The organism is Nostoc sp. FACHB-133, assembly GCF_014698055.1.
Classification (GTDB): domain Bacteria; phylum Cyanobacteriota; class Cyanobacteriia; order Cyanobacteriales; family Nostocaceae; genus Nostoc.
On record NZ_JACJSH010000004.1, the window covers coordinates 92,563 to 114,749 of the forward strand.

The window sequence follows — 22,187 nt, forward strand, 5'->3', positions numbered from 1 at the left end:
TTTATAAGGGGGGATTAAGGGGGGTAATTCGATTTGTGTGTATACCGGAAACAAAGAGAGGTTCGTCTAGTGTAAAAATTCAGCAAGTTGTTCTAGTTTTGTCCAAGCTGCGCCGCTTTGCAGAATTTCCTTCGCAAGGACAATACCTTTGACGCAACCAACTAAAATATCCGTTTCTCCATGAATGGCTTCACCAACTTGGAGTGCTAGGGCTGTATTTAAAGCGACAACATCTTGCTGCGCTTGCGTGCCTTTTCCTTGGAGAACTGCCTTCAAAATTTCAGCATTTTGTTGGACATCTCCACCGTGCAATGCCGCAGTGGGTGCAAAATTCAAACCAAGTTCTTGAGGGTTCAGCGTTAGAGAACGCACTTTTTTATCTTGAAGTACAGCTAAATCAGTGACATCTGCTAAACCAGCTTCATCTAAACGTTCGCGTCCATGAAGTGCGATCGCTTGTTGACATCCCAATTGCGATAAAGCTTGAACAATTTCCTCTAGTAAAAGGGGATCGTTCACACCAATAATTTGCCCTGTCGGCCGCATGGGATTTACTAGCGGGCCGAGTAAGTTAAAAACAGTCCGCACTTTCAAAGTTTTTCGCAAAGTTGCGATCGCTTTGAGTGCAGGATGCCAACCTGGAGCAAACAAAAAGGTGATTCCAACTTCACCTACTGCGGCTTGCACTTTCTCAGGAGTGGCGTTGAGATTTATCCCCAAAGCTTCCAGTACATCAGCCGAACCGGTCTTGCTAGATGCCGAACGATTTCCATGTTTAGCAACTTTTACGCCGGCGGCGGCGGCGACAAAGGCAACAGCAGTGGAAATATTAAAGGTAGAAGCGCCATCTCCACCAGTTCCGCAGGTGTCAATTAGAGGTACTGGGAACTGGGAACACTTCTCTACGAGAGGCTGCGCCAACGACAAGCTCAGTGCATCGCTGGGAATTGGGGATTGGGATTGTAAGACACTGGCCATGCCTACTAATTCTTGTGCGGATACACCTTTGGCTTGTATCGCAGTTAAAATCGCTCCTGATAAAACATGAGGGATAGAATCTGTGAGCCAACCTTGCATTAAATCTGTAGCTTGGGAAACCGTCAAGGATTGCCGATTCAGCAACTGTTGTAATAAAGCTGGCCAGTTGTAGAACTCAGAAGGGATGTAGGTGTTATCAGGTAGTGTTTGAGTTAGAGCTATCATATTTGTCGTTAGTCATTGGTCATTAGTCATTGGTCATTAGTCATTCACAAAGGACAAATGACAAATGACAAGAAAATTAAGGAATCAGGACTTTGGCGACGGTTTGCACATCTTTGTCACCTCTACCAGAACAATTGATGACGATGCGGGGATTGCCTTTTAATTGAGGACAAAGGGTTTCGAGATATGCGATCGCATGAGCAGTTTCCAAAGCTGGGATAATTCCCTCTAGTTGCGAAAGTCTTTGGAATGCATCTAACGCCTGTTTATCAGTCACACTGTAATATTCAGCACGACCAAGATCCTTTAAATAACTATGTTCTGGCCCTACACCGGGATAGTCTAACCCGGCACTTATGGAATGGGCTTCGATGACTTGACCATCATCATCTTGCAGTAAATAGCTCATTGCACCATGCAATACACCTATTCTGCCCTTTGTCAAGGTAGCAGCGTGTTTTTCTGTATCTACACCTTCACCCGCCGCTTCCACTCCAATTAGACGCACTGAAGATTCATGGACAAATTCATTGAATAAGCCAATTGCATTGGAACCTCCACCCACGCAAGCCAGTAAAATATCTGGTAATCCTCCCCATTTCTCCTGGGATTGAGCGCGAGTTTCTACACCAATCACCGCGTGGAAGTCACGGACAATCATCGGGTAAGGATGAGGCCCGGCAACGGAACCCAGGATGTAATGAGTTGTTTCCACGTTTGTCACCCAATCTCGAATTGCTTCCGAAGTTGCATCCTTGAGAGTTCCCGTACCTGCCTCTACTGGACGAACTTCTGCCCCCATTAATTTCATGCGGAAGACATTTAGCGATTGGCGCTCCATATCGTGGATGCCCATGTAAATCACGCATTTCAAACCAAACCTAGCACAGACAGTTGCAGTTGCTACGCCGTGTTGTCCTGCGCCCGTCTCGGCAATAATCCGTTGCTTACCCATGCGTTTAGCGAGCAACACCTGAGCTAAAGCATTATTAATTTTGTGAGCGCCTGTATGATTTAAATCCTCACGCTTTAAATAGATTTGCGGCCCCGTGCCGTCTGGTCTAGCGTAGTTTGCTGTCAAGCGTTCAGCAAAATATAATGGGCTGGGTCGTCCGACATAATCGCGCAGTAAGTTTTGCAGTTCTGCTTGGAAACTCGGCTCATCGCGATATTTTTGAAATGCTGCTTCTAACTCACTTAATGCAGGCATTAAGGTTTCAGGAACGTATTTACCGCCAAATCTTCCAAACCTGCCCAAAGAATCTGGTTGGACAGTTGCAGTCTTGATGTCTTGTATGCTTACCACTGGTTAAAATCCTTTTATGTTCAAGTATTTTTTACTTTCGTTCTAATGTTTTAGAACTCATCTTTGCGTTTTTCTTTCCCAAGTTTCGTAGGTATAGCCCAGTTGCCTGTGATTCAAAACGTCTATAGGGCGCACCAAATCGCTAGGGTTAAATTTTGGTAATAGGGCTAGTAAATTTCCTAACTCTGTAGCTTTCGGGGTAGATATACCGCCGTCCCAAGGCCACATTAGGTCTTTAAGATTGTGTCCATAAGGCTGACCTTCGGAAGGATAAAAATCGCTACCTTTATGACCGTTTTCTTGCCATTCAGCCCAGAGGCGGTCTGTGTTTGAATGATGCAACCAAAACACTGGATCGTAAGGGGAACTTGGTATATTGCTCATAGTCCCCAAACCCTTAAATTTTATGGGTATTGTACTTGCGTCTATCTGCACCCCACCCACTAAACCATGAATGTAGTTGTGGGTGAATCCGCCGGGGGTGACTTTACCCTGCTCATCTACAGAGATAAATCCTTCCAATGCAGGGCGAAATAGAGAATAGTTATTAAGACTCAAGGCACGCTCAACATCTTTTTTGGGCACTGGGTAATCACTGGCAGGAGGCATTCTTAGAAAGCGTACAAGTGATGTCCCTAATGATGTTCCGGTATCTGGGTCAATGTTTAATTCTGGATTCATAACCCAGCCATTTGCAGCCGCAAAAGCCCCGGTTTGTACAGCCCCACCTGTAAAATTTCCCTGATTTGGAATTTTAATGGTTACTCCTTGACCGTTAGAACCAAGAAAGTCATCGTTAAAAATAACATCAAATGCTTTGGGGTCTGTCCAATCCCAGTATGGCAGAGTCACAGTTCGGTCTACTGCTTGCAAAGCTTGTTCAAATCTGCGGATATATTCTCGATGCCAAGGGAAAAATGCAGCATTTTCATGAGCTAATTCCTGAACGGAACCATCGGAATGCCCTTTATGATTATGAATCAAGCGTGTTGCCCCTAAATGTATGGCAACGAATTGGTCGTAAATACTGACCTTGCTACCTGGGGGAATTGTAGTTTTTAAGGTTTTGATAGCTTTGACAAAGGCTGCTTTCTCTGCTGGTGTCAGGTCAGTTACGCTCTTTCTTACAGCTAATTGAGCGTATTGCCCCCGAAGATTTTCATAGCTAAAATCTTTATCTTGTCGGTAGTCAATGCGATCGTGGGCGAAAACTGCAAGGGCACAGGTGCTAACTATAAGTAAGCTATAAATGAATATTTTGACAGATTTCAGCAGAAGTTTCATAGCCAAGATTTCCTTTGTATTTCTTCCTTTGCGACCTTTGCGCTCTTTGCGGTTCGTTTTTCTTTATCGAACCACAGAGGCAAGGCAGCGCGGTCTTGGGGGTTTCCCCCATGAGCGACTGCCGCGCAGAGAACGCAGAGACAGAAAAAAGAGCTTTTTTATTTTCTGGAGCCAACTTGTTGCAGGGATACTGGGGTAATTGCTGCTTTCAGTTCCCGACAAAGCTTTTCTACTGCTTGTAGTCTTTCGGTTGGGCTACCTTCAGCTAAACGTTTGACGAAGGCACTACCAACAATCACCGCATCTGCTCCCCATTCCATTACTTGATGCGCTTGTTCTGGCCCGGAAATACCAAAACCAACGCCGATGGGTTTATCGGTGACGCTTCGCAAGTCGGTAATTAAATCTTTTACGCGGTCTTGGATTTGAGCGCGGATACCTGTAACGCCTGTGACGCTTACCAGGTAGATAAAACCTTGAGATTGACGAGCGATCGCTAAAATCCTATCTTTAGAACTGGTAGGAGCTACAAGTAAAATTACCTCAATCCCAAAAGATGCAGCAGTCTGGATTAATTCTTCTGCTTCTTCTAAGGGTAAGTCTGGCACTACTAAGCCTTGCACCCCAACAGCAGCAATTTGGGCCAAAAATGTCTTAATACCCCGGTGCAAAATGGGATTGTAATAAGTAAATAGAATTATCGGCGCTTTCAGGGTAGGAGTTACAGCTTGCAACATCTCTAATACTTGTTCTAATTTCGTGCCTTTTTGCAAAGCGCGAGTTGCGGCTGCTTGAATTACAGGCCCATCTGCGAGAGGATCGGAGTAGGGAATGCCCAACTCAATGAAGTCAGCACCATTGCGATCTAAGATACGTAAAGCTTGGGCAGTGGTTTCTAAGTTAGGATCGCCTGCTGTGATAAAGGGGATTAAAGCACACTGTTGGCGATCGCGTAAAGTTTGAAAGGAATTGGAGATAGAGGTCATTTTGAAAAATAGTTAATGATTAGTTAATAGTTTTGGAAGAATCAACTTTTAGCAATTACCGATGCCCACGCTATATTTGTTGTTGTCGAGTCTTTTATCTCCGTTAATGAGTCTTTTAGCTCCGTTAATGAGTCTTTTATCTCCATTAATGAGGCTTTTATCTCCGTTAATGAGGCTTTTATCTCCGTTAATGAGGCTTTTATCTCCGTTAACGAGGCTTTTAGCTCCGTTAACGAGTCTTTTATCTCCGTTAATGAGTCTTTTATCTCCGTTAACGAGGCTTTTATCTCCGTTAATGAGTCTTTTAGCTCCGTTAATGAGGCTTTTATCTCCGTTAATGAGTATCAGAGCTTCATTTTTTAGGTTTACCTCAGCTCTCAGCACTCAAAAGACTACGTACAGCTTGCTCTACATCGCTTTGTTTAACTAAAGACTCTCCTACTAAAACCGCACGCACACCAGCTTCAGCAACAAGAGATAAATCAGCAGGTGTATACAGTCCAGATTCACTGACGACAGTGATATCCAAACTTTGCAAATACTGCTGGCGCTGTGCTAAAAGTTGCTGTGTTATTCCTAAATCAACCGTAAAATCTTCTAGATTGCGATTGTTGATTCCTACTAAATGTAAGTCGTCAAGCTTAAGAACTCTATCCAGTTCAGCCAAAGTATGGACTTCCACCAGCGCATTCATGCCCAAATCGTGAATCACTCGCAGAAAGTTTTGCAGTTCTTGGTCTGATAAAATAGCGGCAATCAACAAAACTGCATCTGCGCCTGCTGTCCGTGCTAGATAGATTTGATAAGAGTCAATGATGAATTCTTTGCACAGTAGGGGTAATGCAACGTGCGATCGCACATTACGCAGATTGTCAAAACTGCCCTGAAAAAACTTATGATCAGTGAGGACTGATAGACAAGCTGCACCACCTCGTTCATAAGCTTGAGCGATCGCTACTGGGTCAAAATCTGCTCGAATAATCCCACGGCTGGGTGATGCCTTTTTTACCTCGGCAATTAAGCTAGGTTGGTTGGGATTTTGTTGTAAAGCAGCTAAGAAATTTCGGATAGTTGGAGCCGTAATTAACTGCTGTTGCAAAGAAGCTAAAGGAAATTCCTGCTGCATCTGTGCAACTTCTTGCCTTTTATGCAACACAATCTCTTCAAGAATATGGCGGGAAGTAGCAACTTGGTTAGTCATAAAATGCTTGAGTGAATGGGGAAATAATTAATTATTCTCGTTTCCAGATGGAATCTGGGAATGCATACAATACGGTTTAGAGAGGCAATAAATCTAGAAGACGCGATAAATCGGCGTCTCTACAAGTATTGGGAATGCATGGGAACGAGGCACTTTTGACAAATGACTAATGACCAATGACTAATGACTCTTCGATGTGTGTATATGCACGCACCACATTTTTAATGATTTCCAGACCGACTTCTCCCGCTAAAGTCATGATTGATTCTGGATGAAACTGAACGGCGGCGATGGGAAGTGTCTGATGTTCAATACCCATAATTACGTTGTCATCAGAAATCGCTGTCACCTTCAGTTCTTTCGGTAAATGCTCCGGTAGAGCAAACAATGAGTGATATCTACCCACAGTAAAGGATTCTGGTAAATTCTTAAAGGTAACGGAATCGGAATCAGTAACGAAAATCCGTGAAGATTTCCCATGTTGAGGATAGTTGAGAACTCCCAATTGTCCATCAAAAGCTTCAACGATGCCTTGCAGCCCTAGACAAACTCCAAAAATGGGAATTTTGCGATGAAGAAGCGCCCCGACAGTCTGGGGAACCCGAAAATCACTTGGTCTACCAGGGCCAGGAGATAAAACAACTAAGTCAGGGCGTTCTGTATCGAAGAGCGATTCTGAGAAACCATGACGTAATGTGGTGACGCTTGCACCAGTTTGGCGAATGTAATTAGCTAATGTATGAACAAAGGAGTCTTCATAATCTATTAGTAAGATGCGTTTGCCAGTTGCCGCACAAGGTAAGATTTTAGTTGATTTTATGGAACTGGATTCATGAATTTTGTGACTGCTTTGCTTAACACGGCGAATCGTTTCAAATAAAGCAGCAGCTTTGGTGATTGTTTCTTGTTCTTCTGCTTGGGGTATGGAGTCATAAAGCACAGTAGCCCCAACTCGCACTTCAGCGATGCAGTCTTTTAATCGAATTGTCCGCAGAATTAAGCCAGTATTTAAATTCCCATTGAAATTTAAATAACCGACTGCGCCACCATACCAACGTCGGGCGCTACGTTCATTCTGTTCAATAAAATCTATTGCGGCTTTTTTGGGTGCGCCGGTGACTGTAACCGCCCAAGTGTGGCTCAAGAAGGCATCTAAAGCATCAAATTGCGATCGCAGTGTCCCTTCAACATGATCTACTGTATGAATTAAATGGCTGTATAATTCAATTTGGCGACGACCAATCACTTGAACTGAACCAGGTTCGCAGATTCGGGATTTGTCATTGCGATCGACATCAGTACACATGGTCAACTCAGCTTCATCTTTGTGCGAGTTGAGTAAATGACGAATTTGCACCGCATCGTCAAGAGCATCTAGTCCCCGGCTAATAGTGCCACTAATAGGACAAGTTTCTACCCGCTTCCCTTCAACTCGCACAAACATTTCTGGAGATGCGCCAATCAGATATTCTCCACCTAAATTAAAAATAAACCCATAAGGACTAGGATTTATATCCTTTAAAGTTTCAAATAGTTTGCTGGGTTCATCTTCATAGCCTTCAAAAAAGTTTTGGCTAGGAACAACTTCAAATAAATCACCTCGGCGGAAATAATCGAGTGCAGACTCAACTTTTTTGGCATACTCGCCTACTTTATGGTCAGCAGTTTGATTAGGGGTAAGATGTTTTCCGCGATAATCAACAGACTCACCTGTTCGAGGAAGGTTCATCGTGTTGCCGTGCGCTGTTTCAAAATCATATTGCAGACGAAATGCGCGTTGCTGATAGTAATCAACAACTATCAAATCATCTGGTAAATAAAGCACTAAATCACGCTGATCTTTAGGACGTTCTAGACGTTGGGTAATTGGTTCAAACTGAAAAACTAAGTCATAACCAAAAGCCCCATACAATCCTAAATGCTCATCTTCTGGGCTAGAGAAAGTATGTAGAATTTCGCGGACAACTGTAAATGCTGAAGGTTGTTTACTGCGTTCTTCTTCAGTGAATAATCTCTTACTAGATTTAACAAAGCCGACAATATTGTTATTGTCTAGGGTAACTTTCTCAAGTTGGATTGAGTTGGATAAACACTCTAATAGTAATGGTAGAAGTACTTGACCGCGTTCATTCAACGCTATCAAATTGAAAGCATTTTCCTGTGTAGTTAATTCCAATGGTGGATTGACAAATCCGATCGCCCATCTTTTATATCTGCCTGGATATTCGTAGCTGCTTCTTAGCAAACCGCCACGCTGAGAATTTAAATGAAACAGAATATCTTCGAGAGCGGTGTCCATCTTAACTTCGGTGATGGAGCGAGAAACAATTACGCCGCCAAGGGTTTTGTAGGAACGGGAATTAAAAATCATCGGTAATTTCTCTGTAAGAGTGATTAGTCAAAACCTATTAATGATTATTAGTAGTTATTTATAGGCAGATAAAAAATTAGATGATTCAATATCAATCAAAATCAAGCTATTTTAATCTGCGGATTATTTGAGGAAAATGTAATTAAAAACTTTTTGCTTCTTATTTAAGAGTACTAGATATCAAGCAGATAATACATTGAACAATTTTTAGATTGGGTGTCAATTTATTCGCTTTTTATACTAATTATTTATCGTTATTTTTAATAATATTGCTTGAGTTTATCCGCCTCCCTCAAAAGTAAGATATTATCTTAAATATGAGGGTTATATCTATGCTTCTAAAATCCAATCTAGCCCTTCAATGTAAGTTGTAAAATATCTTGGTATTTCTCAGCGTTCTCTGTGCCTCTGCGGTTTAAAATTCATTTATCGAACCACAGAGGCACGGAGGACACAGAGTAAAGAGAACGATAATTTTTACCCACTTTGAAAGGGTTAGTTCTACAATCTTAAAATTCCCGCAATAATGATATTGCTTGCCTATACAACAACAAATTCACTTCATGAACTTCAATTGCTTTTCCAATCCCTTGTAACAACGTTAAAGTTAATTCTCCACCCAAGTGTTCGCGGAACTCAGTTAAACCATGAAACAAACAATCAGGATGTTCTAGTTGTGATAACTTATGAGCTAGTTCTGGCACATACAGCGTAAAACCCAACGCCGATAAAGTATTTAGTATTCGTTGCCATTCTGAACAATCAAGCAATCCTGCTAAATAAGAATAAGTGCTATCCAAAGCAATACCGATCGCAACGGCTTCGCCATGACGCAAGCGATAATTTGTCAAATGCTCCAGTTTATGAGCCGCCCAATGTCCAAAATCTAGGGGGCGAGACGAACCCATTTCAAAAGGATCGCCGCTATTGGCAATATGTTCTAGGTGCAACTGGGCGCAACGATAGATAACCTGTTGCATAGCATCCATGTCTCGCCGCGCCAGGGCTTTGCTGTGAGAGTGGATAAAATCAAAAAAGTTAGCATCCTTAATCAGCGACACTTTCACGGCTTCTGCAATCCCAGAACGCCAATCGCGATCGTCTAGGGTTGTCAAGAACGCAGAGTCATTTATAACTGCATAAGGTGGCGCAAATGTGCCGAGAAAGTTCTTTTTACCAAAGGCATTGATGCCGTTTTTTACCCCAACCCCGGAATCATTTTGCGCTAATACCGTTGTTGGAATGCGAATCAGGCGAATTCCTCGGTGAGCAGTTGCAGCAGCGTATCCTACCAAATCCAATATCGCCCCGCCCCCGATCGCTAACACATAAGAATGGCGACATAATCCGGCTGTTTCAATGAGTTGCTGGATTTGCTCTACTAGAGTGCGATCGTTCTTGGCAGCCTCTCCTCCCGAAATTATCATGGGTTCAGCTGCGATCGCTAGTACCTCTCCATAAAACTTGGTATACGCAACTAATTGCTTCACCAATTCCGGTTGATACTTTAATATTCCTGCGTCTACCACTGCAACTATTTTCTTCGGCTTTGTCTCCTCATCTGCCGTAACCACTTGCGCTAAGGTGGGGTTTTTCAGCTCAAATAAATTTTGGGTGAAGTAAACCTCATAGTTAAAAGTAACCGAAACACGTTGATGAATTAATCTACTTTTTTGCTTGATGTCAACTATCATATTTTTGCAGGTATATCTAAAAGTGCAGTACTATTCAAAGCTTCAAGGAATGCCTCTACCGAATGAGAACCATTTACCTTGACTTGATTATTCATGATGAAAAACGGCACGCTGTTAATGCCATTTAACCGAGCAAATGTAGATTCAGTAACAACTGCATCAACCACATCATGATCGTTTAATTGCAACTTTAATTCGGTAGCATTCATCTGGTATGCTGTACCGATGGCAACAATAACGTTAATATCTCCAATATTCAAACCCTCTTCAAAGTAAGCTCTATAAATAGCTTCGACAACATCATTTTTTACCTTTGCGGGTGCTAGCGCAATTAGTTTATGAGAAAGTTTAGTATTGACAGCCAAACGGATTTTTTCAAAATCTAGTTTAACTCCAGCCGCCTCACCTGCGCGTTGCGTATAATCAAACATCTGTTGCATTTCTTCCGCTTTAATGCCTTTTCTATTTTGCATAAAGCTACGAAATTCGTACCCCTCAGCAGGAACAGTATTATCCAGAAGAAAGGGATGCCATCGGATATTTACTTCTTGTTCTTGCCATTGCGCCAGTGCATCAAACAGATGCTTTTTCCCAATTCTGCACCAAGGGCAAACGGTATCATGAAAGATATCTACTAGCATATTTTTTCTTATTTATCTCATTTATTTGTGAGGATGTGCAAAATTTTATAATTTTCTTTCTTTGCGCCCTTTGCGTCCTTTGCGGTTCGTACCTCAAACAGAATTGTCACTCAAATGCTAATATTTGTGTGCATCTTTGGTTTAAAATCTCGTTGCAGAGCAGTTGTATTTAAAGGCTGTAGAAAACTATTAATTTTCCCTTCCAAAAAACTTTGAGTATTTTCAAACTCTTTAATTAATGCGTCTCTATCCTTTCTAGCCACCAGTCTAGCCAATCGGCTGTAAGTTTTAGCTAAAAAGCTAATAGCATTACACCTTTCTTCAGTAGCTAGCATAATATCAACGCATAGATTAGGATTTTGAGAAAACAAACGTTTCACAATATCAATTTCTTGACGATAGTTAGGAGTTGACATTGTTAAACTCTGCTCTATCTCTACTTTTGATTGTGCTAAGAAAACACCAAGACTAAATCTACAGAAATGCTGCGTGGCTTGAATAATCACCATCATTTGATCGTGTTCTTCAGGCGTGCAAACAATTAACTCACCACCTTTAGTTTTAAGAAAATCTAAGAACCATTGAAATGAATCATCGTTTCGACCTGGGCACACTACCACTTTTTGTCCCAAAAACGATTTTATATTTGGCCCAAACATTGGATGTAAACCCATAACGGGGCCGCAATGGTATTCGAGCATTGCTTGAGTAGGCTGTGTTTTAATACTTGTGATGTCACACAAAGCTGTAGTTGGAGCAAGATATTTTGCTGCTCGCTTGATCACATCAACCGTATATTCAATAGGAACGCTTACTAATACTAATTCTGCCTGAGTTAACAGTTTATCTGCGTATTCCCAATCATCATGTTCGAGAACGCTAACATTGTGACCTACGACTGAAAGTTGCTCTTTAAATAATCTTCCCATCCTGCCGTGTCCACCGATAATGGTAACTTGTCGGGGAATGATATGATTTGTGGCAGATTTAGGGGTAAGACTGGCATGACAACTCTTTACTACATCCGCCCAAACAGACTCAGGAATACCAGCTTGAGCGAGTAGGGGAGCGACATCAGCCAGTTGTTCATCTAAAGAAGGCTGTTCTGATGCTAATAATGATATGCGATCGCTAAGTAGGGCGATCAAGCTCTGGTCAGTTTTCTTAAGCTGATCTGAATAAGAGGATTTCAGAGGCATTTTTCGCGTCCCCAATTTTCAAATATCAACAAGTGATTCTTTAGAACTTATTTCTGGTAAGATATCCAAGTCTGTTGCTCTTTTGGCGATCGCATCAGCAAATAACTCTTCATATCGGTCTAGCGCTTGCTCAAAGGAATAGTTTTCTACCGCAAACTTTCTTCCCTTACGCCCTAATTGGGCTGCTAATTCTGGCTGATGATATAAATCTAGCACCGCCGCAGCCAAAGCATCTGCTGACTCAGGCTCAACGATAACACCACCACCACTTTGTCTGATAGCTTTGGCAGCAGTGCCAGCGGCGGAAACCGAACCCACAATTGGGCGACCACTGGCTAACAACAGTGGTATTTTAGAAGGCATATTAAAGGAAATCACATTCCGCTTTTGGACAATCAACCCCACATCGGTGGCTGCTAACATTTGTGGTAGTTTTTCTCGCACTTCCAATGGTAAAAGTAAAACGTTATCTGCACTACAAGCAAGACAATGTTTTTGCAATCTTTCGAGGGCTTGAGATTCGCCTGCTACGACAAAGATAATTTCTTTTAGATGACGTAAACGCGCTGCTGCTTCTATTACTGTTTCCAAACCTTGGGTGAGAGCAATATTACCTGAATAAAGCACTACAAATTTACCATCGAGTTGATGGGTAGCTCTCCAAGAGTTATTTTCCTTTGGTAAAGGGCGGATAAAATTTAGATTTACCCAATTGGGAATGCAGGCAATTTTATTAGCAGGTACACCTTTATTTTTTAAATTATCTACAAAGCCATCGGCTATGACGCTAATGGTATGTGCAGTTCGGTAAGCGAATTTTTCTAAAGCTTCCAGAGCTTTAATCATTAACTTATTCTTAATTAGCCCAACACGCACACCAGCTTCTGGAAGGATATCTTGCACATTTAGTACTACCGGGCAGTTGTATAGCCAACCTATCAAAGTTGCAGGTAAACAAACTAGTAGCGGTGGTACTGTTAAGAGAATTACATCAGGTCGCTCACCCTTGAGGGCTTGTGGCAAACTTGTAAAAACAAAGCTCAACTCTAGCAGTAGTCGGTCTACAAGGTTAGGTTTAGACTTAATCCGCAGGTAACTACGCTGAATTTTGACACCGTTTTTCTGTTCAGTAACATATAACTTACCTCGATACCCGTCGTAAATCTGGCGCTGAGGATAGTTAGGCATACCTGTAATTACCCGCACTTGATGCCCTCGCTTCACCAGCCCTTCTGCTAGTTCAGTCATCAAAGGTGCAATACCAATTGGTTCTGGATGATAGTTATATGAATAAATCAGAATTTGCATAAACTATTAATTTCTTGGAAGCACCTTGATAATGTTGGCTTTGTTGTGTTCGTTTTTCCCTTGTTCGTAAAGTGAGCGCTGCCCACCTAGTGCTGTCAAAGTTAGTTTGGATTAGACTGTAAATTTCTCTTCATTAACTAGTACTTTATCAAGCGATCTTTGTAGTAAGCACTTTAGTCCTTAGATAATAAAGACTAAAGTGAACTAGCTTACGTATCAATGCTATTTAAGCAAGCATTGGAACTCAGTATTGTTTTTGCAGTTCTTTATCTAAACTGAAGACTGGCTTTTGTTGTCCACGTTTTCGCAACGTGAGGGTAGCAGCCCCAAGTCCAAGCAATGCTAAACCCAATGCTGAACCAGGTTCAGGTACTTGCTTTCTGTCTTCTACGTTTATCACTTGGACGCGACCTTGGAAGAAATCGCCAACATAAAGCTTGCCATCTTTGTAGCTTGTGCCACCCGTCCAGTTAAATCTGCCGGGAGTGAGGTCAAGGGGGTTGCCAAAAGGAGGGCCAGTTAATGCTGGAGGCGGTACCGGATTACCTGATGCATCGCGGGCATTTTCACCGAAGGAAGTCAAGAAGTTACCTTTTTTATCAAACACCTGTACGCGGCTGTTGATAGAATCAGCTACATAAACATTCTCTTGGTCGTCCACTTCGATGCCAATTGGCTGAAGAAGCTGTCCAGGTCCGCTACCTGCTGAACCAAATGCCAACAGAGGATTACCGTTGGGATCAAGTACTTGAACGCGGTTGTTATACTGGTCAGCTACAAAGATATTTCCACTAACTGAGGAAATTCTTATACCTGCTACACCTTGGAATTGTCCAGGTGCAGTGCCCAGAGTGCCACCAATGACACCAATTTGCTGTCCGTCTGATGTGAATTTAAGGATTCTTTCGCCATTAAAATCACCTACGTACACGTTACCAGTTTTGTCAAATGTCACACCAGATGGCCCAAAGAAAAGCCTACCCTGTACGAGAGGGGTAAATTCTCCATTTGCAAAGGATCTAATAAAGTTACCCTGAGAATCGAATTGATTGATGCGGTTGTTGTAAACATCACCTGCATACAAATCCCCTGTTACGGGATTAAAGTCTACAGTTGTTGGCTCGTCAAACTGTCCTGGCCCTGTGCCGCCGGAGCCAATTGCTCCAATATACTGACCGCTTGGACTAAATTTTTCAATTTTGTTACCCAGGTTGTAGTTAGGAGTACCATCCGGGTTAACACCGCGTCCGTTAGCTATGAGGGTATTCCCTTCGCTATCCACCGCTATACCTTGAGGGACAAAGAGTTCTCCAGGGCCAAAGCCAGGACTACCAATACTTCTGTCGTAAGTTAATGTTACAGCCTTGGCTTGGGCTGTTGTTGCCAACACCATGAATCCAGTACCGAGAATGCCGATTGACAAATTTTTGACTAATCCCATAAGTTTTAAGCCTTGGTTCTATGAGGTATACTCGTTCCTAGACTAATTTCGTTCCCAGTCTCAGTTTGGGAAATCTAAAATTTGGGCTGCTGCCTCTTGTTTGAAATGCAACTTTCTCTGTGAGGCAGCAGCCTATTCTGTAAGCTTTACCAGGAATTAGACAGTCTCTACTTTCACTAATTCTTTGCTGCGTTTGCGCTTCAGCATTGAAGTTGCACCTAAAGCACTAGCTACTATTAGACCCATTGCAGAGGTAGGTTCGGGGACTTTGGTTACTCTAGGATCAATCTTGATAACTTGTCCTGTGCCTGCAAGTCTGGCTCGGTTTGCGATATACAAATTACCATCAGGGCCATAGGTGATGCCAGAAGCGGCTTCTAGTCCATCACCACTCCAGATTGTTTCACGAGTTCCATCGGTGGCTATTTTGATCAAAGAACCACTAATATCACCAGTGATAATACCGCCCTGTTGAATTTCTTTCCATTCGGAACTATTGATGTGTTGCAAGGCGTACAAATTGCCGTCAGGGTCATAAGCTACGCCAGTTAGCTGTGTAAAGCCATCGGCGATAACATTTGATTGCAAGGTGTTGGGGTCAACGCTAAAGATCCGTGCTTCTCCTTCTGGATAAGGAAAATAAGTGTATTCACTAACTGTTAAACTGCCATCTGGAGCGATCGCAATTCCTGTCGGTACTGATTGCTGTGTGATTGGAAGCGTAGATGGATCTACACCAGGCCCAAGATCGGGGAATTCCAGTTTATTTCGATCTATCACTTTCTCTGGAACTGCGGCTACGTTCTTAATTCCACTGCCATCGAGTCCTACAGTATATATACTGTTTCCGCCCCCATCAACTACGTAAGCAGTCTCACCTTTAATTGCAAGAGCATAAGGGTTAGAGATTATATCTGTACCATCAGGATTAAATGCAGTTTCGTATTTTCCAAAATCCGCAAGAGTTGTCAATCCACCAGTACTTAAGTCTACTTTGTATAATTTACCAAGGTCAGGCGATTTTAAAACGGTATCACGATTGGTTGGATCGCCTGCAAGACCGGTCAACAAATAAGCGTTACCGAGAGAATCAAATTTAATATCCGCAGGCCCGGCTGCTTGTTCTCCAGAAGGCGATAATGCTAAGGAAGTTAGATTTGAAATAATACTTGTTTTTGTACCGTCCTGAGCAATTTTGAGCAGGGAGCCATTTTGACCAGCACATAAAGGAATATATCCTGCGCTAGGAGATGGAATACATCTTCCATCTTTTCCATCACCACCAGAACCACTTTCTGTAACATAAAGGTTGCCAGTAGAATCAAAGCCGATTCCGCGTGGATTACTAAGACCATCGGCAACTACTGTTAGGCTTGCAGCTTCGGCTGATTTTGGTGCAGAAACGGCAGCAATGCAAACAGTCAAAAGTGTAAGAGTAAGTGATTTGAGTTTCATACCTTTAGAGATTGAGAGTTAAGTAAGTGGAAACTTTATGGGTTTAAAGACAACGAATCCCAGTCTTTGAGGAACGCGCAATTGGTTTGAAACTCTTTAGTTTTGTAGTCTGGGTAAAGGGTAAGGGGTAAAGGGGAAAGGATGTATTCAAAACCTTTTCCCTTTCCCCTTTACCCTTTAACCGAACCGTATTGGGAGGTGTGGGGATTCTCTTCTTGTGCAACCAACCAACGCCCAAGGCTGCGATCGCTAATACGCCTAAAGTAGAATCAGGTTCAGGGATAGATTTGGTATTCTCAATTTTGAGAACTTGTCCAAATCCAGGGCGATCGCCTCGGTTTGTCACGTATACAGCACCATCAGCACCAATAGTCAAGGCGCTAGGTGACTCTAATCCATTGCCACTCAGCAGAGTTGTGCGAGTGCCATCGGCAGCTATTTTGATGACAGAACCATCAAAATCACCCTTCCAAGCTGACTGATTGGCGTACTGCAAAGCATATAAATTGCCTTCAGTATCAAATTCCAAGTCGGTGAGTTGGGTAAAACCATCGGCGAAGACTGTTGGTAAACCATCAGCACCAACTCGATAGATTTTTGCCCCATCTTCAGGGAAGGGAAAACCAGTAAATTGGCTGACGTAATAAGCACCATCGGGGCCTTTTGCCACGTTTGAAGGTACTGCTTGGGTTGCAAACTGCGCTCGCACCTCTTCACCTTGAGATGGCACTTGCGACGGTTCATTAGACGGGGAACCGGAGGGTGGGAAGACGGGATTAGCTAATATGTCTTCAGGAAATGTGGTAATAGCTTGCAAATTTCTCCCGTCAGTATTAACGCTGAGTAAGTTGTTTGCACCTGCATCAACTGCAACTAACTTATTGCCATCTATTACAAAACCCAAGGGATTGCTACCGACTTCACCACCATCGGGATTGTTGGCGAGTTCATAGTTAGCTAAATCGGCAACACTCGTCCAGGAATTGGTTTTAAAATCGGGAGTGATGATTTTGCCGAGGTCAGTGTAACCTAAATTGCGATCGCGAAAAGCCGGATTAGCCGCATACCCAATCAGAACATAAGGTTTACCTGTAGCATCAAATTTAATATCACGAGGGCCTGCGCCTCCAGTGCCATCTGGTAATGCTAAGGAAGGAAGTCCTGTAAGTATGCGTTCGGTCTTACCATTCTCAATTTTGGTAACTGCTCCACTTGTGCCATAGCATAGAGAATCGCCTTGACCACTTGCTGGTGGAACGCAAGCGCCACTTCCCCCTATTCCCGCCTCTGTAACATAAAGATTACCATCAGGACTAAAGCTCAGACCGCCGGCATTATATAGACCGTCGGCGATTACTGAAAAGGATGCGGCTGACGCAGCTTTCATTCCAGAAAAAGCGGCAACACAAAAAGTGAGGATAGTAATAGTGAATGGCTTCAGTTTCATGTGTTGCAATAAGGCTTATCGTGGGGAATTGAGGAGTGAATTTTAAACGCAGAGGGAAGCGCAGAGGGTCGCTGAGGTTTTAATTAGTTAGTAGTGATTCTTGAATTTTTGGCAGATAGCTCATTCCTCGATCAAATGATTTGAGGTTGCCAGCCTTGGCTTCGAGTAAGCGTTTGATGTTCATGCTCTCAGCACCAAAGTCTTCAATTTGAAGTTTGCCGTGGCTAACAGTTCCATCTGTTTTCCAAAATGTGATTCGATGCAGGATGAAACCAGAAGCTTCGGGGTCAGCGAAAGCATAAGCGGTTGGAATAAGTAACGCTACCGAACGCTGATAATATTCGTATTCTGGATAAAAGTATTCTTGTTCAAGTAAGTAGTATTTACTCAAAGAATGAACTCGCACAGAAACTTTTACCTTTTGGTCATATTCATCTTTGAATTCACCTGATTCCGAAGTAATATCGCCATCTGGGCGTAGCAGATGCGCCCACTCATCTATGTTTTGTAAGTCTTTTAAGTATTCAATCCCGATTTCAATTGGGGCATCAACATAAATGGTATCAGTATCGATAAAGTGGCTTCCTTTGGCTGCTGAGGTCAGACCAGCTTTGCGTTCCAAATTACCTTTTAGAGAACGACATTCAGAAGTATGGACTGTGTGAATTCCCTGCATAATCATCTGAGTCTGCCGTTTGGGATCAACAAAGCTCAACCAGTGAAAGTACACGCCTTTTTCATCTGTCCCTGGCTCAATGTAGTCAGTGGGAAACAGCAAAACAGGATAAACTTGAAAATATTTTTGGTACTCTAATCCGCAGTGCCATTCAATGCCATAAAAAAGCGGATTTTGGAGTTTTTTAACGTGATAATAGAGGTTTTTGTGATAACCTGATGCAGTTCCGAGCCAGGTATCTTCATCAATTTGCTCTTTCATTCGGCTATAAAGCGTCCATTCATCCAGATTTTTTAAACTACAAAGATATTCAAAAGCACTCTCTGGTGAAGTAGCAATATAAGCTGATGTTGCAAAAGTATTTTTTTCCACTTCTCACTCCTTAAGATAATAATAATTAAGCTGCGATCGCTTTAGACTTGCTGTGCTTACTATCCTTGATGCGGTCTTCTGCTAATCGTTTAGCCGCATCGTTGGTAGTAACTCCTTGAACTTTGGCAATATCAAAAATTGCTAATAGCGTGTCATAAATGTTATGCACTTGTTTGAAAGCTTTTTCTTCGTCATAACCAATCATCTCGTTGTAAACGTTGATTAGTCCTCCAGCATTAATTACATAATCTGGACTGTAAAGAATCCCTTTTCTGGTGAGCATTTGACTATGTAATTGCTCATTCTCCAATTGATTATTAGCTGCACCAGCAATAATCTGAGCTTGGAGAAAAGGAATTGTATGACTGTTAAGAATTCCTCCCAGAGCGCAAGGGGAAAAAATATCTACATCAACAGAGTAAATTTCGGTTGGTTCTACAACAGTTGCGCCAAAAAGCCGTTGTGCTTCTTCCGTTTTGGCTGGGTCTACATCGCTAACAAAAAGCTTGACATCATGCTCATGCAAGTGGCGACAGAGATTTTTGCCGACATTACCTAAGCCTTGAACTGCAACTTTCATGCCATCAAGTCTTTCACTCTGCCAACGAAACTCTACAGCAGCTTTAATTCCTAGAAAAACTCCTAATGATGTAATAGGAGCAGGCCCACCAGATTTTTCTGAAACTCCAACAACATGGTTAGTTTCTTGGCTGATTGTTCGGACATCATCAGGGGTAATATTGACATCTTGTCCAGTAATAAAACGCCCATTAAGACTGTTAACAAAACGTCCGTAAGCTCTCAACAAATCATCTGTTTTATTTTCAGGATTAGCAATAATAACTGCTTTGCCACCACCAGCCGGAATGTTTGCACAAGCAGCTTTATAAGTCATCCCCCGACTGAGACGAAGTGCATCTTTTAAAGCAGCTTCTTCGTTGACATAAGGCATGAGTCTTGTAGCTCCCATTGCTGGGCCCAATGTCGTGTCATGGATGGCAATAATTGCCTTAATTTCGGGATTTTTACCATGACAAAAGAGAACTTGTTCGTGACCCATTTCTCTAACAGTTTCAAATAGCAGCATCTTGACCTCTCAATATTGTTTGGGATTGGTTAGAGAAAGTAATTAGCATTACAAAATGTAAAGATATAGACACAAGAGCAGGTTGGAATATTAAGATTGAGTGAAGTTAGAAAGCAAATATTTGAAGTTCCAGTTTGGTGAATATAGTTGCTGGAATAAGAGAACGAACCGCGAAGGCGCTAAGGGCGCGAAGGTAAGAGAGTTGTAAAGGGTTTTTGCATCAGTGTCGTGAATTTTTGAAAGATTGTGATGCTCTAGTGTTTTAGTCTCTTGCCGTCATAAGATTACTTATCTATTTCTTTGCGGTTCGTTAGAAAAAAAATCGAGCGTTGCCAGCAAAATCAAACCATTGGAAATGAAACTTGCTTGGCTCCATTTTTAGCTGTTGATTTAATTCCTTGTGCTGCTAAACTCTTATTGCGTCCGCCAGAAGGTGCTGGGCGATCAGCATCAATAACGACATCAATGAGAAAGGGAACAGATGATGCGATCGCTTGTTCTAATGCCGCTTCAATATCCGACTCTCTAACAACTACGATCGCTTCTGCTCCCATCCCACGAGCAATCATGGCGAAGTTTGTCGGTGGAAGTGTGGCATCTGCGCCCTTTAATCCCAAGATTTTCATCCCTTGATGGCACATGTTATAACGCGCATCGTTGAGAACAATCCAAATCGCTGGAATTTTGTATTTCACGGCTGTGCTGATTTCGTTATTCATCAGCATTGCTCCATCGCCGACAATCCCTACAGCTTTGCTATTGCTTGCTAATGCTGCACCCAATACTCCAGTAACAGCGTGACCCATTGCGCCGACTCCGGTGCTGACTCGATAACGATTGGTTTCGGTAAATTGGAGTAGATGGGTTGACCAAGTAAACGAATTACCACACTCCGCCATTACTACTGCATCGCTACCTTCAACAATTATCTTTTGAATTGCTGCCATCAATACTTCTGGCCGCACTGGATAATCTACGTCTGGTACAGGTTCAATTGCTTTGCGTTCTGGATTGGGTAGCAACAAAGTTGTGGAACGAGGAGCATCTGGTAATTGCTCCAATAATTCTTCCACAAAAGCTTTGATATCAGAGCGAACTGCGAAAGTTTCAACGTGTGGATAGGCTACACCTGGCACTTCTGGGTCAATATCTACATGGATGAAACCTTCTTTTGGAACTAGTGCCGAACTCCAGAAGGAAGTCGGTTCACCAAGGCGGGTTCCTAATACGAGTGTACGTAGTGGAGGTTGCTGTTCCATATAAGTTAAGACGGAAGCATGACCACCTAAACCTGTGACACCGACAAACTGGGGATGATCTTCAGGGAAGATACCTTTACCACGGGGGGAACACATAACGGCTGCTCCCGTTTTTTCAGCGAGTTCAAGGATTTCCTCTGCTGCATCACGCGCACCAAAACCAACCCAGATAGCAAAGGGGCCAGATGATAATAACTCTAGAGATTTAGCGATCGCTTCTTTGGAAGCAGTCATCGGAAATGGAGTAACATCTAGTTGGGGTAAAGCTACATCCTCAACTAAACTTGTCTGCACTGCGGTGGGAATACTCAAATGAGCGACAAATCCGCCTGGTTGCGCCATAGCTAAAGCAAGTTTGCGGAAAATCTGCGGTAGTTGAGCCGCAGATTCAATAGTGATTGCATAGTTGAATAGCGCTCCTGGGGTAAAAATTCCCCCACTAGGCAATGTATAAGTGCTGGTTTCTTGAATTGCCCAACGTCCACGCTGTGGTGCAGAGGTACAAGCCGATAGCAAAATTACCTTTGCACCTTCACCACGAGCCGCAAATAATCCGGTCAGCGCATTAGTGATCCCCGGCCCGGCTGTGGTAAAAACTACAGTGGGGCGATTATTGGCAAAGTATGCTTCGGTGGCTGCAAATGCTGCTCCTGCTTCATGGCGGAAGTTTAACACCTCGATAGTGCTATTTGATAGCGCACCCCAAAGGCTTGCCATTGCTCCACCTGCGACACCAAAAGCGTAGCTTACTCCCAAATTTACCAACATTTGAGCGATCGCATCGGCAACTGAGAGCGTTGCTGGTGTTTCATCATTTAAAAAAGGCTGAGTTCCCCCGTTATTCTCCGATTCATCAAGCTGACGAGAAGATTCTACATATCTATTTGCTGGAAATTCTTTGTATGGCTCAGTAGTGATGAGAGGAGAGTTGGAACCAGTATAGTTTTGACTCATGGTTTCACTTAATTACATAAAGTTACACAAAGGCTTTTTAGTTTACAATCACAGCGCTAGCAATATTTAATACGAACAACTCTGTCGTTTATCACAGCTATGACCGAGTTTGATCGATAGTAGAAACGGTTGATTGCTGCTGATTGATGGTTGTGATAGCACTACCAAAAAATTTTTGCAAAGCATACAGCAAATAAGGCTGTGCTTCTAAGAACCACAATAGAGGGGATGATAACTGATATGCAATCAAAAATCTTTTGATGGAGGTGTCAAATTTTTCGCTTCTACAGTACTTAAGTCGGT

At 42.7% G+C, this 22,187-nt stretch carries 18 protein-coding genes; all 18 read right to left on the bottom strand.

The features are described 5' to 3' along the window. Positions 1 to 66: 66 nt before the first annotated feature. Positions 67 to 1,203: an anthranilate phosphoribosyltransferase gene (trpD, locus tag H6G86_RS05025; protein ID WP_190933403.1), complete on the bottom strand. Its 1,137-nt coding sequence runs from the start codon at positions 1,201 to 1,203 to the stop codon at positions 67 to 69. Positions 1,204 to 1,279: 76 nt separating this feature from the next. Then, positions 1,280 to 2,509, bottom strand: a complete 1,230-nt coding sequence (gene trpB, locus H6G86_RS05030; protein WP_190933404.1) for a tryptophan synthase subunit beta — start codon at positions 2,507 to 2,509, stop codon at positions 1,280 to 1,282. A 57-nt stretch (positions 2,510 to 2,566) separates the two neighbouring features. Further along, positions 2,567 to 3,793 carry a tyrosinase family protein gene (locus tag H6G86_RS05035; protein WP_190933405.1) on the bottom strand — a complete coding sequence of 409 codons (1,227 nt, stop codon included), beginning with the start codon at positions 3,791 to 3,793 and terminating at the stop codon, positions 2,567 to 2,569. Positions 3,794 to 3,951: 158 nt separating this feature from the next. Continuing rightward, positions 3,952 to 4,779: a tryptophan synthase subunit alpha gene (gene trpA, locus H6G86_RS05040; RefSeq protein WP_190933406.1), complete on the bottom strand. Its 828-nt coding sequence runs from the start codon at positions 4,777 to 4,779 to the stop codon at positions 3,952 to 3,954. A gap of 48 nt (positions 4,780 to 4,827) precedes the next feature. Further along, entirely contained in the window at positions 4,828 to 5,163 is a 336-nt protein-coding gene (locus tag H6G86_RS05045; RefSeq protein ID WP_190933407.1) for a hypothetical protein, read from the bottom strand. Continuing rightward, complete coding sequence (gene trpC, locus H6G86_RS05050; protein ID WP_190933408.1) at positions 5,150 to 5,980, bottom strand: indole-3-glycerol phosphate synthase TrpC; 831 nt, start codon at positions 5,978 to 5,980, stop codon at positions 5,150 to 5,152. The genes H6G86_RS05045 and trpC overlap by 14 nt, the downstream gene beginning before the upstream one ends. Positions 5,981 to 6,146: 166 nt before the next feature. Then, positions 6,147 to 8,351, bottom strand: coding sequence for an anthranilate synthase (locus H6G86_RS05055; protein WP_190933409.1), 2,205 nt, complete (start codon positions 8,349 to 8,351; stop codon positions 6,147 to 6,149). A gap of 509 nt (positions 8,352 to 8,860) precedes the next feature. Then, positions 8,861 to 10,045, bottom strand: coding sequence for a 3-dehydroquinate synthase (locus H6G86_RS05060; protein WP_190933410.1), 1,185 nt, complete (start codon positions 10,043 to 10,045; stop codon positions 8,861 to 8,863). Then, positions 10,042 to 10,686, bottom strand: a complete 645-nt coding sequence (locus H6G86_RS05065; RefSeq protein WP_190933411.1) for a DsbA family oxidoreductase — start codon at positions 10,684 to 10,686, stop codon at positions 10,042 to 10,044. Before H6G86_RS05065 ends, H6G86_RS05060 begins: the two co-directional genes overlap by 4 nt. Before the next feature lie 110 nt (positions 10,687 to 10,796). Continuing rightward, positions 10,797 to 11,885 (bottom strand): bifunctional chorismate mutase/prephenate dehydrogenase, encoded by a 1,089-nt coding sequence (gene tyrA / locus H6G86_RS05070; RefSeq protein WP_190933412.1) that lies wholly within the window; start codon positions 11,883 to 11,885, stop codon positions 10,797 to 10,799. 18 nt (positions 11,886 to 11,903) lie between these two features. Then, complete coding sequence (locus H6G86_RS05075; RefSeq protein ID WP_190933413.1) at positions 11,904 to 13,193, bottom strand: glycosyltransferase family 4 protein; 1,290 nt, start codon at positions 13,191 to 13,193, stop codon at positions 11,904 to 11,906. A gap of 244 nt (positions 13,194 to 13,437) precedes the next feature. Then, positions 13,438 to 14,634 (bottom strand): scytonemin biosynthesis PEP-CTERM protein ScyF, encoded by a 1,197-nt coding sequence (gene scyF, locus H6G86_RS05080; protein ID WP_190933414.1) that lies wholly within the window; start codon positions 14,632 to 14,634, stop codon positions 13,438 to 13,440. Between the two features lie 156 nt (positions 14,635 to 14,790). Then, positions 14,791 to 16,089 carry a ScyD/ScyE family protein gene (locus H6G86_RS05085; protein ID WP_190933415.1) on the bottom strand — a complete coding sequence of 433 codons (1,299 nt, stop codon included), beginning with the start codon at positions 16,087 to 16,089 and terminating at the stop codon, positions 14,791 to 14,793. 43 nt (positions 16,090 to 16,132) lie between these two features. After that, complete coding sequence (locus H6G86_RS05090) at positions 16,133 to 17,536, bottom strand: ScyD/ScyE family protein (RefSeq protein ID WP_313930513.1); 1,404 nt, start codon at positions 17,534 to 17,536, stop codon at positions 16,133 to 16,135. Positions 17,537 to 17,615: 79 nt separating this feature from the next. Continuing rightward, positions 17,616 to 18,584: a scytonemin biosynthesis cyclase/decarboxylase ScyC gene (gene scyC, locus H6G86_RS05095; RefSeq protein ID WP_190933416.1), complete on the bottom strand. Its 969-nt coding sequence runs from the start codon at positions 18,582 to 18,584 to the stop codon at positions 17,616 to 17,618. 25 nt (positions 18,585 to 18,609) lie between these two features. Beyond that, complete coding sequence (gene scyB / locus H6G86_RS05100; RefSeq protein WP_190933417.1) at positions 18,610 to 19,671, bottom strand: tryptophan dehydrogenase ScyB; 1,062 nt, start codon at positions 19,669 to 19,671, stop codon at positions 18,610 to 18,612. A gap of 341 nt (positions 19,672 to 20,012) precedes the next feature. Then, the gene (gene scyA / locus H6G86_RS05105; protein ID WP_190933418.1) at positions 20,013 to 21,884 is read right to left on the bottom strand and encodes a scytonemin biosynthesis protein ScyA; all 1,872 of its coding nucleotides are present in this window, start codon (positions 21,882 to 21,884) and stop codon (positions 20,013 to 20,015) included. A 97-nt stretch (positions 21,885 to 21,981) separates the two neighbouring features. Beyond that, complete coding sequence (locus H6G86_RS05110; protein WP_159402607.1) at positions 21,982 to 22,134, bottom strand: hypothetical protein; 153 nt, start codon at positions 22,132 to 22,134, stop codon at positions 21,982 to 21,984. Between the last annotated feature and the right edge of the window lie 53 nt (positions 22,135 to 22,187).

Bases quoted from the DNA above. Each gene is read 5' to 3' on its own strand.
- scyB (WP_190933417.1), bottom strand. From the start codon at position 19,671: ATGCTGCTATTTGAAACTGTTAGAGAAATGGGTCACGAACAAGTTCTC.
- H6G86_RS05065 (WP_190933411.1), bottom strand. From the start codon at position 10,686: ATGCTAGTAGATATCTTTCATGATACCGTTTGCCCTTGGTGCAGAATT.
- tyrA (WP_190933412.1), bottom strand. From the start codon at position 11,885: ATGCCTCTGAAATCCTCTTATTCAGATCAGCTTAAGAAAACTGACCAG.
- H6G86_RS05035 (WP_190933405.1), bottom strand. From the start codon at position 3,793: ATGAAACTTCTGCTGAAATCTGTCAAAATATTCATTTATAGCTTACTT.
- trpC (WP_190933408.1), bottom strand. From the start codon at position 5,980: ATGACTAACCAAGTTGCTACTTCCCGCCATATTCTTGAAGAGATTGTG.
- scyA (WP_190933418.1), bottom strand. From the start codon at position 21,884: ATGAGTCAAAACTATACTGGTTCCAACTCTCCTCTCATCACTACTGAG.
- H6G86_RS05085 (WP_190933415.1), bottom strand. From the start codon at position 16,089: ATGAAACTCAAATCACTTACTCTTACACTTTTGACTGTTTGCATTGCT.
- scyF (WP_190933414.1), bottom strand. From the start codon at position 14,634: ATGGGATTAGTCAAAAATTTGTCAATCGGCATTCTCGGTACTGGATTC.
- H6G86_RS05055 (WP_190933409.1), bottom strand. From the start codon at position 8,351: ATGATTTTTAATTCCCGTTCCTACAAAACCCTTGGCGGCGTAATTGTT.
- H6G86_RS05090 (WP_313930513.1), bottom strand. From the start codon at position 17,536: ATGAAACTGAAGCCATTCACTATTACTATCCTCACTTTTTGTGTTGCC.
- trpD (WP_190933403.1), bottom strand. From the start codon at position 1,203: ATGATAGCTCTAACTCAAACACTACCTGATAACACCTACATCCCTTCT.
- H6G86_RS05060 (WP_190933410.1), bottom strand. From the start codon at position 10,045: ATGATAGTTGACATCAAGCAAAAAAGTAGATTAATTCATCAACGTGTT.
- trpA (WP_190933406.1), bottom strand. From the start codon at position 4,779: ATGACCTCTATCTCCAATTCCTTTCAAACTTTACGCGATCGCCAACAG.
- H6G86_RS05075 (WP_190933413.1), bottom strand. From the start codon at position 13,193: ATGCAAATTCTGATTTATTCATATAACTATCATCCAGAACCAATTGGT.